This is a genomic window from Pseudobacter ginsenosidimutans, assembly GCF_007970185.1.
Taxonomy (GTDB): domain Bacteria; phylum Bacteroidota; class Bacteroidia; order Chitinophagales; family Chitinophagaceae; genus Pseudobacter; species Pseudobacter ginsenosidimutans.
The window spans coordinates 4,461,076-4,475,518 of the sequence record NZ_CP042431.1; the positions used below are offsets into that span (position 1 = coordinate 4,461,076).

At 49.0% G+C, this 14,443-nt stretch carries 6 protein-coding genes; all 6 read left to right on the forward strand.

The window, feature by feature from the left end:
* Positions 1 to 4: 4 nt before the first annotated feature.
* The 6 genes from FSB84_RS17655 to FSB84_RS17680 all read left to right on the forward strand — a co-directional run bounded on the left by FSB84_RS17655 (position 5) and on the right by FSB84_RS17680 (position 14,437).
* Positions 5 to 3,268, forward strand: coding sequence for an alginate lyase family protein (locus tag FSB84_RS17655; RefSeq protein WP_225979811.1), 3,264 nt, complete (start codon positions 5 to 7; stop codon positions 3,266 to 3,268).
* Positions 3,268 to 5,121, forward strand: coding sequence for an alpha-L-fucosidase (locus tag FSB84_RS17660; protein WP_130539242.1), 1,854 nt, complete (start codon positions 3,268 to 3,270; stop codon positions 5,119 to 5,121). The genes FSB84_RS17655 and FSB84_RS17660 overlap by 1 nt, the downstream gene beginning before the upstream one ends.
* 10 nt (positions 5,122 to 5,131) lie before the next feature.
* On the forward strand, positions 5,132 to 7,681 hold the full coding sequence (locus FSB84_RS30675; RefSeq protein ID WP_158643982.1) for a sialate O-acetylesterase: 2,550 nt from the start codon (positions 5,132 to 5,134) through the stop codon (positions 7,679 to 7,681).
* A gap of 210 nt (positions 7,682 to 7,891) precedes the next feature.
* Positions 7,892 to 9,457, forward strand: coding sequence for a glycoside hydrolase family 28 protein (locus tag FSB84_RS17670; protein ID WP_130539243.1), 1,566 nt, complete (start codon positions 7,892 to 7,894; stop codon positions 9,455 to 9,457).
* A 127-nt stretch (positions 9,458 to 9,584) separates the two neighbouring features.
* Positions 9,585 to 12,692 (forward strand): SusC/RagA family TonB-linked outer membrane protein, encoded by a 3,108-nt coding sequence (locus FSB84_RS17675; RefSeq protein WP_130539244.1) that lies wholly within the window; start codon positions 9,585 to 9,587, stop codon positions 12,690 to 12,692.
* A 23-nt stretch (positions 12,693 to 12,715) separates the two neighbouring features.
* A complete protein-coding gene (locus FSB84_RS17680; RefSeq protein WP_130539245.1) occupies positions 12,716 to 14,437 on the forward strand; it encodes a RagB/SusD family nutrient uptake outer membrane protein in 1,722 nt (573 codons plus the stop codon).
* Positions 14,438 to 14,443: the final 6 nt, after the last annotated feature.

Consider the following 14,443-nt stretch of genomic DNA (forward strand, 5'->3'; position numbering starts at 1 on the left):
TTGTATGAAACATTTGTTGAAAAATATGATTGCGGCGCTTTCCCTGTTCTTACTGGCACTGGCTGTACATGCCCAGCAGCCTGTATTTCAGCAGGTAGGGCCGGGTGTATGGAAAGCCGTGATAGGTAAGCCTGAAGCCTATAACCTGATAACTGCCTCCGGTGCTTTACCAAACAAAACAGCACTCGGAAAAATGGAAAAGGTAAATTTCCCCTTACCGCTTTCAGAGATCAGCGCAACTGTACGTGATGGAAAGACCTATCTCCGTTTCCCGCTGGCAAAGCAGGAACAACTCTTTGGTTTCGGATTGAATTTCCAGACCGTGCACCAGCGGGGAAAGATCCTGCAATTGCATGTTGATCATTTTGGAGGAAAGGACAATGGCCGCAATCATGCGCCTACACCATTCTACGTTTCCGGCAACGGATATGGCGTGTTCATCAACAGCGCCCGCTACCTCACGGTATATGCAGGTTCAGGCGTGCGAAAAGACAGTAAGCATTTTCCCGAAGCGCGCGACAGGAACACGGATAAGAACTGGCAGGCGCGTCCCTATTCCGATGCAGTGGAGATCCTGGTGCCTGCTGCCGGTGTGGAAATATATATATTCGGTGGCCCCAAATCCATCGATGCAGTGCGCCGTTTCAATCTCTTCAATGGAGGTGGTTGTCTGCCTCCAAGATGGGGACTGGGTTTCACGCAACGCGTGCAAAGACTCTACAACGAAAAAGATGTAAAGAAGGAAGCAGATGAATTTGAAGCGAAAGGATATCCCCTGGATTTTATCGGCCTGGAACCGGGATGGCAGAGTAAATCCTATCCCTGTACCTTCGAGTGGGACAGTACGCGCTTTCCGCGCCCTGCTCAGTTTGTGGCAGATATGGGCAAACAGAATATCCGCGTCAACCTCTGGCTCAATCCATATGTGAGCCCCGAGGCCGGTATCTATGAATCCATTCGTCCATATACCGGTTCTCATACCGTTTGGGTAGGAGCTGTGCCCGATCTTAATACGCAACAGGGCAGGAGCATCCTTTTCAATCAGCTCAAAAAAGATCAGGTAGACATTGGTGTTAGTGGTTACAAAATAGACGAAGTGGATGGCTATGATCATTATCTCTGGCCTGATATTGCCACTTTCCCTTCCGGTATTTCGGCTGAACAGCAAAGACAGACCTATGGCCTGCTGATGCAGCGCTACAGTACCGATCTATACCGTAAAAAGAATGAACGCACATTCGGATTGGTGCGTGCTTCCAATGGCGGCGGCGCATCTTTCCCGTATGTTATCTACAATGATTATTACAACCACGAGGATTTTATCACGGCCCTCATCAACAGCGGATTTGCCGGCGTACTCTGGACGCCTGAAGTGCGCGCCAGCAAAACCGGTGAAGAATGGCTGCGCCGATTCCAGACAGTAGTGTTCTCGCCCATGGCCATGATCAATGCATGGGCCAGCGGCACCAAGCCCTGGTCTTATCCCGAAGTGGCGGAACAGGTGAAAACTTACGCTACGCTGCGCATGCAGATGATGCCTTACTGGTACTCTGAATTTGCGCGATATCATTTCGAGGGTACGCCCGTGTTTCGCGCCATGAACCTGGAAGAAGGATTTTCACAGGAGATCAAAGAAGAGAAGATCGACTATAACCTCGAGCATAACCCTTACGCAGAAGCGCTTTCCAAGGAATGTAAAGACCAGTACATGGCAGGCGAATACCTGCTGGTAGCACCGCTCTTTGCCGGGCAAACCACCCGCAAAGTGATCCTGCCACGCGGTAAATGGTATGATTTCTACACAGGAGATTTTGTGGGTGATGGTCAGGTGATCACTGTTTCTCCCGGTTTGGATAAGATCCCGGTCTTTGTAAAAGATGGTGGTATCATCCCCATGATGCCTGCACGCTTACATACGCCTGCCAAAGGAGAAAAGGTGAATATCGAAGTCAGGCATTATGGTACAAAACCCGGCAGCTTCAAACTCTATGATGATGATGGGGAAACCTTCGATTATGAGAAAGGAGCTTACTCCTGGAGAACAATCTCCATTCAGAAAAATGGAAAGGGAGAATTGTCAGGCTCCGTCTCCGGCCCAGAAAAAAGTAAACCCAATACCATTGGAGAGGTAAGCTTTAAATTCATGACGCATGCTTTCGATGCTGTATCTCTCAAAGAAAAAGCTATCGAAACACTGCGTGAACAGGTGATCCGTGAGGCTGACAAAGCACTGGATGAAAAGCCTGTGACTGTTACTTCATCCCGTTCTTCCCGCAGTGCAGGCGGGCCGCATGATTTTTTTTCTGAAGGGGATTACTGGTGGCCGAACGAAAAATTTCCTGACAGTCCATATGTACAGAAAGATGGTATGACCAACCCCGATAATTTCACCGCGCACCGTCATGCGATGATCCGTCTCAGCAGGCTGGTGGGCTCACTCGCATCTGCCTGGCTCATTACCGGAAAGGAAGCTTATCGTCAACAGGCATTGCTGCATTGCAAAGCCTGGTTTGTGGATCCTGCCACGCGCATGAATCCCAACCTGCTCTTTGCGCAGGCCATCAAAGGACGCGCAACTGGAAGGGGCATCGGCATCATAGACACCATCCAGCTGATGGAAGTGGTACAGGCGCTGATGCGCATGGATACCGTTGCCGGCGAAGACCGCGAACTGATCAATCAGATCAGGAAATGGTTTGAAGCCTACCTGCAATGGCTGACCACGCATCAATATGGAAAAGATGAAATGAATGCAGCCAATAACCACGGCACCTGCTGGGTGATGCAGGTAGCAGCCTTCGCGCGTTTTACCAATAACCAGCCATTATTGAATTTCTGTTCTGAAAGATATAAAACAGTACTGCTCCCCAACCAGATGGCAAACGATGGCAGCTTCCCCCTGGAGCTGAAGCGTACCAAACCTTATGGTTATGCGCTTTTTAATCTCGATGCCATGACAATGACCTGCGAGATCCTCAGCACAGAGAAGAATGATCTCTGGAACTATACAACATCCGATGGCCGCAATATCAAAAAAGGGATTGAATACATGTATCCCTTCATTGCAGATAAAAGCAAATGGCCTTTCAAACAGGATGTGATGCACTGGAATGAATGGCCGGTTGCGCAGCCTGCACTGCTGTTTGGTGCGCAGGCATTCCATCAGACTGCCTGGTTCAATACCTGGCGCGGCCTGGATCATGCACCCACAGTAGATGAAGTGATCCGTAACCTGCCAGTACGTAACCCGATAATCTGGTTGAACTGATGAAGAAATTATTGTCCATAGCTGCCATCATGGCCACTACCGCCATCTCTGCACAAACCGCCGGAGATGAAGATGCCGAAATGTTCAATCGTGCAAAGGTCCGTGATCAGAAAGCCATCGAAGAAGCCAAAGCAGGCTGGTGGACGAAAAGCATGAAGACCCATGATCAACGCATTGCCTGGTGGCAGGAAGCGCGCTTCGGGATGTTCATCCACTGGGGCGTTTATTCATTGCCGGCAGGAGAGTGGGAAGGGCGCAAAGTGAGCGGCTATGCCGAACACCTCATGCGTAAGGAAAAGATCAGTCGTGCTGATTATCTTCAACTGGCCCATCGTTTCAATCCTCTATTGTTCAATGCGGCCGAATGGGTGAAACAGGCGCAGGATGCAGGAATGAAATACCTTATCATCACCGCCAAGCACCACGATGGGTTTGCTATGTATGATTCTGAAATTGGTGATTTCACCATCACACAACAATCAGCATTCAAACGTGATCCCATGGCTGAACTGGCCGCAGCCTGCAAAAAAGCAGGACTGAAATTCGGGTTCTATTATTCGCATGCTTTCGATTGGGAGCATCCCGATGCGCCGGGAAACGATTGGGAGTACAATAATCCCGGTGGCGATAAACTCCTGCACGGCGGCAGCAACTGGTATGATGTTCATCCCGAACTCTTGCCGAAAGCGCAGCAATACGTAGATCAGAAAGCGATCCCGCAGATCAATGAACTGCTGACGAAATATCATCCTGATATTCTTTGGTTCGATACACCGCATAAATTGCCGCTCTCTGAAAATATCCGCATCCTCAAAGCCATCCGCGAAACAGATCCCAATGTGGTTGTGAATGGCAGACTGGTGCGTGCAGCAGGCGCAGTGCTTGGAGATTATAGGAACACAGCCGATCGCCCGGCTGAATTCTTCCCTGTTACCGGCAACTGGGAAGCCATTCCCACTACCAATGAATCCTACGGTTACCATCAATTCGACAGCTCGCATAAACCGGTGGCGCATTTCATCAGATTGCTGGCCAGCGCTACAAGCCGTGGAGGTAACCTGCTCATGAATATCGGACCAAAAGGTGATGGCGCATTCGATACAAAAGATCAAAACATATTAGAGGGAATTGGAAAATGGATGAAGGTAAACAGCGAGTCCATTTACGGAACTGCTGCATCTGCTTTGCCATTGCAGAACTGGGGAGTGATCACACAAAAACAGCAAAAGCTTTATTTGCATGTGTTCAACTGGCCTGCTGATAAAATGTTGTACCTCGGCGGTTTCAAAGGCCAGGTGAGCAAAGCATACCTGCTGAGTGATGCATCAAAAAAAACTTTACCGTTCCAGCAGAAAAATAAACAGCTTCGTATCAGTCTGCCTGTTAGTGCACCGGACAAAACAGATGCAGTGATCGTACTGGAAACAAATGGAAAAATAGAAGGCGATGAAGGATTTTATATTGCGCCAAACATAGCGTTATCAAGGCTCCTGGCCTTCGATGCCAAACAGGAAGGCAAGGGATTCAAATTCGGTGATGGAAAAACAGACAAATATTATGTGGAAGGATGGAAGAAGAAAGATCAGGCCCTGAGTTGGGATATTACCACTTCAGAAAAATCATCGTACAAAATTCTCGTTAAGTATATTGCAGGGAAAGGCAGTTACCTGTTGACGCTGGGTAAATCCATTTTCGAAAAAGAGATAAGTGAAAAGAAAGGGGTGGTAACAGACGAAATTGGAACGGTCACCATTCAGCCCGGATGGCATCAGCTCAGGATCAGCCCGAAGCAGACAGAAGGAAATGAGTTGATGAAATTACTGGAAGCACAACTGATAAAAGTAACACAATAAATCCCGAACCATGAAGCAAGTTAGTAGCCTGGTTGTATTCTGTATCCTTAGCTTGACAATGCAGGCACAGCAGATCGATCTTCCTTATGTGATGTCTGATGCTGAAAAACAAACGGAAGTAATGCTCAAAGAAGCTGCCGCCGCCAGGAAAATAAAACCTGAGCTGGTTTCTCCCAGGACCCTGGAAAACGGACAGCTTAAAATGGTAGCGAGCCGCGACTGGACCAGTGGTTTCTTCCCCGGTGTTCTCTGGTTCCTCTATGAGTACACAGGTAAACCTGAATGGAAAGAAAAAGCGCATGCTTATACAGCTTTCATCGAAAAGGAAAAACAGAACGCAGTTACCCACGATATGGGCTTCAAAGTGTATTGCTCATTTGGAACAGGCTACCGCCTTACCAACGATCCGAAATACAAAGCAGTGATCATGGAATCGGCGCGCACACTGGCCAGCCGCTTCAACCCGACGGTAGGCTGTCTCCGCTCCTGGGACCATAGCAAAGACAAATGGGATTTCCCCGTGATCATCGATAATATGATGAATCTGGAGCTGCTTTTCGCGGCCACTGAGCTGAGCGGTGATTCAGCCTATTACAGGATTGCCGTTTCGCATGCCAATACTACCATGAAAAATCATTTTCGCCCTGATTACAGTTCTTATCACGTAGTGGCTTACGATTCACTTACAGGAAAAGTGGAAAAGAAACAGACACACCAGGGCTATAGTCATGAATCCGCCTGGAGCCGCGGACAGGCATGGGCCTTATATGGCTACACCATGTGTTATCGATTTACAAGAGATAAAAAATACCTGGAGCAGGCTGAGCATGTTGCTAAATTCATCCTGGACCATCCGAGGCTGCCGAAAGATAAAGTACCGTATTATGATTTCGATGCGCCCGGCATTCCCAATGAGCCACGCGACGCGTCGGCTGCAGCCTGCATTGCATCCGGTTTGTATGAGCTGGCGCAATACAGCAAAAAAGCTCCTGTGTATACCGCAGCTGCCAATACGATGGTGGAGAGCCTGACTAAATCCTATCGTTCACCAATAGGTGAGAATAAAGGATTCCTGTTGTTGCACAGCACAGGTTCCAAACCCGGCAACAGTGAAATAGATGTGCCATTGAGTTATGCTGATTATTATTATATGGAAGCATTGCTCCGCAGCAAACATATGCACAATAAAATGTTTGCACTGCCTAAACCTGTTTTGAAATTACCAGCCATCATAGCCAGCAATATGGTTTTGCAGCAGCAGACCAATACACCGCTCTGGGGCAGTGCTGCGCCCAATGCCACCATTGCTGTTCAGACCAGCTGGAATATGAAAAAATATACAAGCCGGGCCGATGCAAAAGGAAACTGGAAACTGATGGTGTCCACTCCCAAAGCCGGAGGACCTTACAGCATTACTATCAGTGATGGTAAGCCGGTAATGCTTAAGAATGTAATGATCGGAGAAGTATGGCTTTGTTCCGGTCAGTCGAATATGGAGATGCCGGTGAAGGGATTCAGGAACCAACCGATCCTGGCTGCGGAAGAAACCATCCTGGAAGGAAAGAATAATAATATCCGTCTCTTCCGTGTGGAAAGAACTACTGCACTTGAGCCTGTGAAAGATGTTACTGCTGAATGGGAAGTATCGTCGCCAAAAGGTGTGAGGGATTTCAGCGCAGTGGGATACGGTTTTGCAAAGATCCTGCAGCAGCAGCTGGATGTTCCCGTTGGGATCATCCAGGCCACCTGGGGCGGAACGCCCATCCAGGGCTGGATGAGCGAAAGCAACCTGAAAGAATTTCCTGAGTCGCCGCTTCCTGCTCATCGTACGGTGATCAATAAGAACCATCCTGAGGTTTTGTACAATGGGATGATCCATCCTTTGATCGGTTTCGCCATCAAAGGCGTGCTCTGGTACCAGGGGGAGACTAACAGAGCCGAATATGCGCTCTATGAAAGAATGATGCCTTCGATGGTTCAGCGCTGGCGTGAAGGATGGGGGAAAGAATGGGCCTTCTATTATGTGCAACTGGCTCCCTACAAATATCCCAGCTATGCAGTGGAAGCTCCTTATATGCGTGAAGCACAGGAGAAAGCGGGAGCACAGATCCCCAACTCAGGCATGGCTGTTTGTATGGATGCAGGCGATTCCCTCACTATCCATCCTGCCAACAAAACTGTGGTAAGCCGCAGGCTCGCGTACCTGGCGTTGGGTAAGACCTATGGCGTGGAAGGGATCAGTTATCAAAATCCATCTTTCAAATCCATGAAGCTGGTGAACGATACTGTACGCATTGCATTCGACAATGCTTCCAATGGATTGACAAGTTTCGGAAAAGAGCTGAATGGTTTTGAAATAGCAGGCGATGATCAGGTGTTCCATCCTGCCAGGGCATGGATCACAAATGATGGCGTGTATACCCTCTGCGATCGGGTGAAGATGCCTGTAGCAGTTCGTTACGCATTCAGGGATTATATCATTACTAACCTCTACAATACAGATGGATTGCCCGTTGCGCCTTTCAGAACAGACAACTGGCAACCGGCAGGTAAGAAATAATAGCTAACGTGTTAGCATACCTGTCAAGGTAAGTTTCTCGCAGTCAGCAATCATTCAACCAGTGGCTGTTCCCGTTCCCGGGAGCAGCCCTTTTTTTTTCTGCTAATAAAGCTTAATACGTGGTTAATTCCCTGCTACCGGGGCCGCGTATAATTGTGTTAGTTACATCCTGAACCAGCTCCATTTCATCTGGAAAAATTGATTGCGCTCATGAAGCACGTTTTTTTATTGCTTGCTGTACTGTTCCAGGGTATGATCTTACATGCCCGTCAGCATGATCTTAACATCACCGATTATGGCGCCAAATCAGATGGCGTTACCCTCAATTCTCCTTTTATCCAGGCTGCTATCGATGCCTGCGCTGCCAAAGGCGGTGGCAGGGTGATAGTGCCGGCAGGCAGATTCCTTACAGGCACCATTGCCCTGAAAAGCAATGTGACACTGGTTTTACAAAAGAACGCATTCATTGTAGGCAGTACCAATGTAAACGATTACCTAAACCTGGATCCTTTCACTGATGGATTGGGCGTAGATGTCGGTTATGCATTGGTGGTAGCTGTTGACCAGCAGAATATCGGCATAGAAGGGGAAGGCGCTATCGATGGTCAGGGTAAGCAATTGAAAGAAATCCAGATCGCAACAGATAAACGACCCGAGGGAGAGCGCTGGGGCAGGAGACCTTTCCTGCTTCGCGTGGTGCGTTGCAGCAACGTGAGAGTGCAGGGTGTAAAATTATTGTTCGCGGCAGCCTGGACTTCTCATTACTTTCAATGTAATCGATTGCACATTGAAGGAGTGAAAATCATTTCCCATGGCGTTGCACACAACGATGGAATGGATATCGATGGTTGTCAGCATGTGACCATTGCCAATTGTGATATTGAGAGTGGCGATGATGCCCTTTGCTTCAAAACCACCAGCAGCACCATGGCCTGCAGGGATATCGTTGTGTCAAACATGAGGCTTAAGAGCGGTCATGGCGCTATCAAAATGGGCACGGAATCCATGGCGCCTTTCGAGAATATCAAAATTTCCAATTGCTATATCTACAACACCAATAATGGAGGCATCAAATTGCTGACCGTGGATGGAGCGCATCTCCGCAATATCGAGATCAGCGATATCACTATGGTGGATGTGAAAACGCCCATTCTCCTCCGCCTGGGATCGCGCCTCAGCGTATTCAGGAAAGGGAAGGATACACAACAACCTACAGGCATATTCGAAAACGTGGTCATTCGAAATGTGAAGGCGGAAGCTTCCGCCAATGCACAGCTCAAACCACCATCGGGTATACTCATCACCGGTGTGCCGGGACATTATATCACCAATGTTACCCTGGAAAATATTTCCATCCGCCTCGCCGGTGGCGGCACTGCCGAACATGCAAGACAGGTGGTTCCGGAAGCGATCGACAAATACCCGGAAGTGAAAACATTCGGCCCCCTGGTGCCTGCCTATGGAATATGGGCCCGTCATGTGAAAGGGTTGAAGCTGAACAATGTTTCGTTTACACTTGACAGTAATGATGTACGTCCTGCCTTCATTTGTGAAGACGGCGAAGCTATCACCGTCACCAACTGGAATATCCCCGCCACTACCGGTGCTGAAGCCGTGATCCGGCTGGAGCAGGTAGGTAGTGCACAGATCCGCAACAATAAAGTACAAGGTAAAGCTGCCGCCTTTGTGCGCGTAGAAAGATCCAATGGCTCCAATATCAAAGTAGGAAAGAACCGTCTCAATGGAATTGAACCTGCCCGATATATTCACCATTAATGATTGCTGTATGCGCAAAAATCAAACTAATCAACAACATGATGCTCCGCCTTAGCGGAACCCATCTCTGCATGATGCAGAAAGAGATTGCCTAAAAACTATTGATCCAGTAAAAACTTGCCAAGCTATGAGTTTTAAAAATCTTATTCCATTTTCCTGTATGATATTGGCGATGCTGTTGTGGCAGCCTTTGTCGGCACAGGATGCCGCAACGGTGGCAGTAAAAGGATTTGTCACCAACGAACGCGGGGAGCCGCTCCAGGGTGTTACCGTCCAGGGGGCGGGAAAATCCGTACAATCCGGTACAGACGGAGCTTTCACCCTGGAAGTGCCCGCAGGTACCGTTATCAGTTTGTCTTATACAGGATATGCAGATCAGAAGGTTACTGTCCGTAATGGTCAAACGAACCTGAAGATACAATTGCAAAACAAAAAGGACCTCGATGAAGTAGTGGTAGTAGGATATGGAACCAGGAGGAAATCCGAAGTAACGGGCTCCATGGTATCTGTAACGGAACAATCCATCCGTGATATTCCCACACCCAACCTGGCTTCGGCTATGCAGGGCCGTGCGGCGGGTGTGGATATTCAGAAAGTGAATGGTAACAGCAAACCCGGCGCCGGCGTTTCCATTCTCATCCGTGGCTCGCGTTCAGTACGTGCGGGCAACGATCCACTCATTGTAGTGGATGGAATTCCCTTCAGCGGCAATTTCAATGATCTCAATCCGGATGATGTTACTTCGGTGGAGATCCTGAAAGATGCCTCTGCCACTGCCATTTACGGTTCCCGTGGCGCCAACGGCGTGATCCTGGTCAGCACCAAACGTGGTAAGGCCGGCAAAGCAGTGATCACTTACAGCGGTTATGGCGGCACTGTGAAGCCACTCGGCAAATACAAGATGATGGATGCAAAGGAATTCTTTGAATTCAAGAAATGGGCTTACTACAATGGAAGATTCATCAGCGGCAACAACAGGAAATATACCGGACCGGACGATCCCAATATCCTGACTTCAGAATTCAGTGCCGAGGAACTGGAAAATATCGAGAGCGGAAAATCCACTGACTGGCAGGACCTGGTATACAAAAATGGTTTCATCACTGATCACCAGTTGGGTGTTTCCGGAGGATCTGAAAACACACAGTATGCCATGTCTGGCGGGTACTACAAAGAAACAGGCGTGTATCCCACACAGGCTTTCGAGCGCTTCTCCCTCAAAATGAGCATCGATCATCAGTTCAACAAAATGTTCAAGATCGGATTGAGCTCACTCAATACATTTGCAACAACCAATGGTGAGAATTTCAACCCGATGGGTCAGGCGCTTCGCGCATCTCCATTGGTATCTCCCTATGACGCGGATGGCAAGCTCCGAAATGATTTCGTGCCGGGCAGCGCTTCACAGGTATGGAACCCGCTGGCGGATTTTCTTCCGGGAGCCAGGCAGGAAAGGAAAAAAAGGAATAGTTCCTTCAACGTTCTCTACCTGGATGTGAACCTCGGTAAATGGGTGAATGGATTGAAGTACCGTTTGAATGGCGGGGTGGAGCTGAGGTCTGAGAACTATGGCAACTTCTATGCAAGCAAAACCACCAACAATAGTGGCGCCCCTTCAACATCGCGCAACAGGAATGCACAGTTGAGCAACTGGACCATGGAGCATTTGCTGAACTACGACCGCACTTTCGCCGATAAACACAAACTAAGTCTTACAGGCCTCTTCAGTGTGCAGGAACAAAAGAATCAGACATCCACCTTCGACAACAACGATATCCTGGACGATGCGCTGGAATACTTCAATCCCGTATATGGCTCCAACCTCACCGGCTCCGGTAACATGGAGAAATGGGCGCTGGTTTCTTACATGGGACGATTGAACTACACTTATGATGACCGTTACATGCTCACAGGAACTGTGCGTACCGATGGTTCTTCCAGGCTGGCGCCGGGCAATAAATACAAGACCTTCCTATCCGGAGCTGTTGGCTGGAATATCCATAACGAAGAGTGGTTCAATGTTAAACCCATCAGTAACCTGCGTTTGCGCGCATCTTACGGAGAAGTGGGCAACGCATCCATTGCGCCTTACCAGACGCTGGCGCGCCTGAGTGCCCTCCGTATGAACTTCGGTGAATATACCTCTACAGGTGTTTATCTCACCGATGTAGCCAATGCCAACCTGAGCTGGGAATATACAGCCACCACTGAACTGGGCCTCGACTTCGGTTTACTCAATAACCGCATCACCGGTACTTTCGGCGTTTACAAACAACAGACAAGGGACCTCCTGCTGCCACAGACTCTGCCGCATACTTCCGGGATCCTGAATACGGCGCTCGCCAATGTTGGCGCTACAGAGAACAAGGGTATCGAGTTGCAGGTGAGTGCAGCTATCCTCGTTCCAAAATCAAGGAACGAATTCGGATGGACTATCGATGCCAACGCCACCATCAACCGCGGTAAGATCACCAAACTCAGCGAAGGCGCCACGCAGGATATCAGTAACAACTGGTTCGTAGGCAAACCTATCGGCGTGATCTACGACAAGGTGAAAGATGGGATCTGGCAGAACACGAAAGAAGATACTGCCCTGGCCCAAAAATATAAACAAACCCTCTCCGGTTCAGGTTCCGTGATCGGCACTATCCGTTACCGTGATATCAACGACGATGGAAAAATGGACGATAATGACCGGGTGATCCTCGGATCAAGCCAACCTAAATGGACAGGTGGTATGACCAACCGCTTCAGTTACGGCGGCTTCGATCTCACCGTTGTAGCCTTTGCGAGAATGGGCAGCACCTTCCGCAGTACCCTTACAGGCGGCGGCTTTGCCAATACTTACCAGGGAACTTACAATAACGTAAAGACACGTTTCTGGACCCCTGATAATCATGAGAACGAATTCCCCAAACCTAATGCCGACAGAACAAATACCCAGAACAACAGTCTCATGGGTATCTTCGACGGGTCTTTCCTGAAAATCAGAACTATCAGTCTCGCTTACACGCTTCCGCCCAATATGCTGAAAAAACTGGGCGTAAGGAACCTTCGTTTTTACTCCACCGTGGAGAATCCATTCATCTTCTTCTCTCCATTTGTTGACCATCCTTTCGGAGGACTTGATCCCGAAACAGGTGGTGATGCAGACAGTCCGTCTGTAAGTGGACAATTGAACGTGGATACACCTCCCAACTGGAAACTGATATTTGGTCTTAGCCTGTCATTCTAATTCAACCCAAAATGTTTGATTGTATGAAAAAATATATCATCTGCGGCTGTCTGCTGGGTTCCCTGCTGGGTGGCGGCTGTAATAAAATGCTGGAGGAAGAGCCCAAAGCGATCCTCACTCCGGAATTCCTCAAAACTGAAAAAGGTGTAAAGAAAGGGCTCGATGCTGCATATGCTGGTACCCGTTATGTGTGGGGCAGCCAGGACCTTTTTGTATACGTAACCGGTGGCACAGACGAGTTCATCAAGGGCACTGACGGAAATACCGATCTCAATAGTTATACCAGCAACTTCACACCCGGACAGAGCAATGGCAACCAGGTATGGATGCAGTGCTACCGTTGGATCAATGCCTGCAACGGGATCATAGAAAATGCTCCGCAGGCCACTATGCCACAGGCCGACCAGGACAAGGCAGTGGCTGAAGCAAAGTTCCTTCGCGCCATGTTCTATTCTGCATTGGTGCAATTCTGGAGGGATGTGACTGTGAGCACTACCTATATCACCACATCTGTTACTACCGCCAAACGTAATACGCTGGCAGAAGCAATGACCCTGATCATCCAGGATCTGAAAGACGCTATTGCCGTTCTGCCCGCCGGCCCTAAATCTGCGGGTGTGCTTCCCGGTAAGGCCAATGCCGCAGCTGCCCGTCACCTGCTGGGAAGGATGTACCTGTTCCGGGCCTCCACGCCTGCTGCCCAGGCATCTGACAAGGAAGATGCATATCAGACATTGAAATCGCTGATCGATGAACGGAATACGGTGGGAATAAGCCTCCTGCCTGATTTCGGCGATATATTCAGGGAAGGCAATGAAGCCAATGCGGAAGTGCTGTTTGCCGTACAACATACCAGCAACTATGCTTTCAATGGCCCGAACAACAGTACGGTGGGCGACAATGTGATGAATCATATGTTCATTGGTCAGTACGATAAGCGCAGCACCATGGTGAGAAGTATGGATTATGGCCGCCCTTATATCCGCGTAGTGCCCACTTTCTGGGTTACCGATACTGTTTTCAAGGAAAGAGTGAACGATACACGTTATGGCAAAACATTCCAGACCGTCTGGTATGCCAACTCCAACAATGCCGGTGATTACGATAAATTCGCATGGCCCAACCCGTTACCTCCCGGCGCTCCGGCCGATGCAGTGCCCGGTGGCAGAAGGATCAAAAAGAAAGGGGATACATCCATCTATATGCCAGGCGTGCCTGTAACGTCAGCACAACGCAATGCTGCGCCTTATTTGTTGTATGGCAACAAGAACTGGGACAATACCCTGGCGCCAACTGTGAAGAAATATTTCGATAACAAGCGCGCCGATCTCAACGATCAGTCGGTCAGGCCATTGATCGTATGGAGGCTGGCAGAAACCTATTTGCTCGCTGCGGAAGCTGCCATCGGCACCAGCCGTCCTCAGGAAGCTGCGGATTATATCAATGCGATCAGGAGAAGAGCTGCTTATCCCTCCGGTGATCCTGCACTAATGGAAATCACCGCTGCAGATGCTACCATTGATTTCCTGCTGGAAGAACGCACACGGGAACTCCTGGGTGAGAACACCCGCTGGTGGGACCTGGTCCGCACCGGCACGCTCATAGAACGCGTAAAAAAACACAACGCAGAAGCTACTCCCAATATCCAGGACAGACATACACTTCGTCCCATTCCGCAATTACAATTAGACAATACAAGAGGGGAGAAGTATAATAACAGCGTATACTTCCCCAACTGGAACTAATGAACA

Coding starts and splice junctions, on each gene's coding strand:
- FSB84_RS17655 (WP_225979811.1), top strand. CDS start 5: ATGAAACATTTGTTGAAAAATATGATTGCGGCGCTTTCCCTGTTCTTA.
- FSB84_RS17660 (WP_130539242.1), top strand. CDS start 3,268: ATGAAGAAATTATTGTCCATAGCTGCCATCATGGCCACTACCGCCATC.
- FSB84_RS30675 (WP_158643982.1), top strand. CDS start 5,132: ATGAAGCAAGTTAGTAGCCTGGTTGTATTCTGTATCCTTAGCTTGACA.
- FSB84_RS17670 (WP_130539243.1), top strand. CDS start 7,892: ATGAAGCACGTTTTTTTATTGCTTGCTGTACTGTTCCAGGGTATGATC.
- FSB84_RS17675 (WP_130539244.1), top strand. CDS start 9,585: ATGAGTTTTAAAAATCTTATTCCATTTTCCTGTATGATATTGGCGATG.
- FSB84_RS17680 (WP_130539245.1), top strand. CDS start 12,716: ATGAAAAAATATATCATCTGCGGCTGTCTGCTGGGTTCCCTGCTGGGT.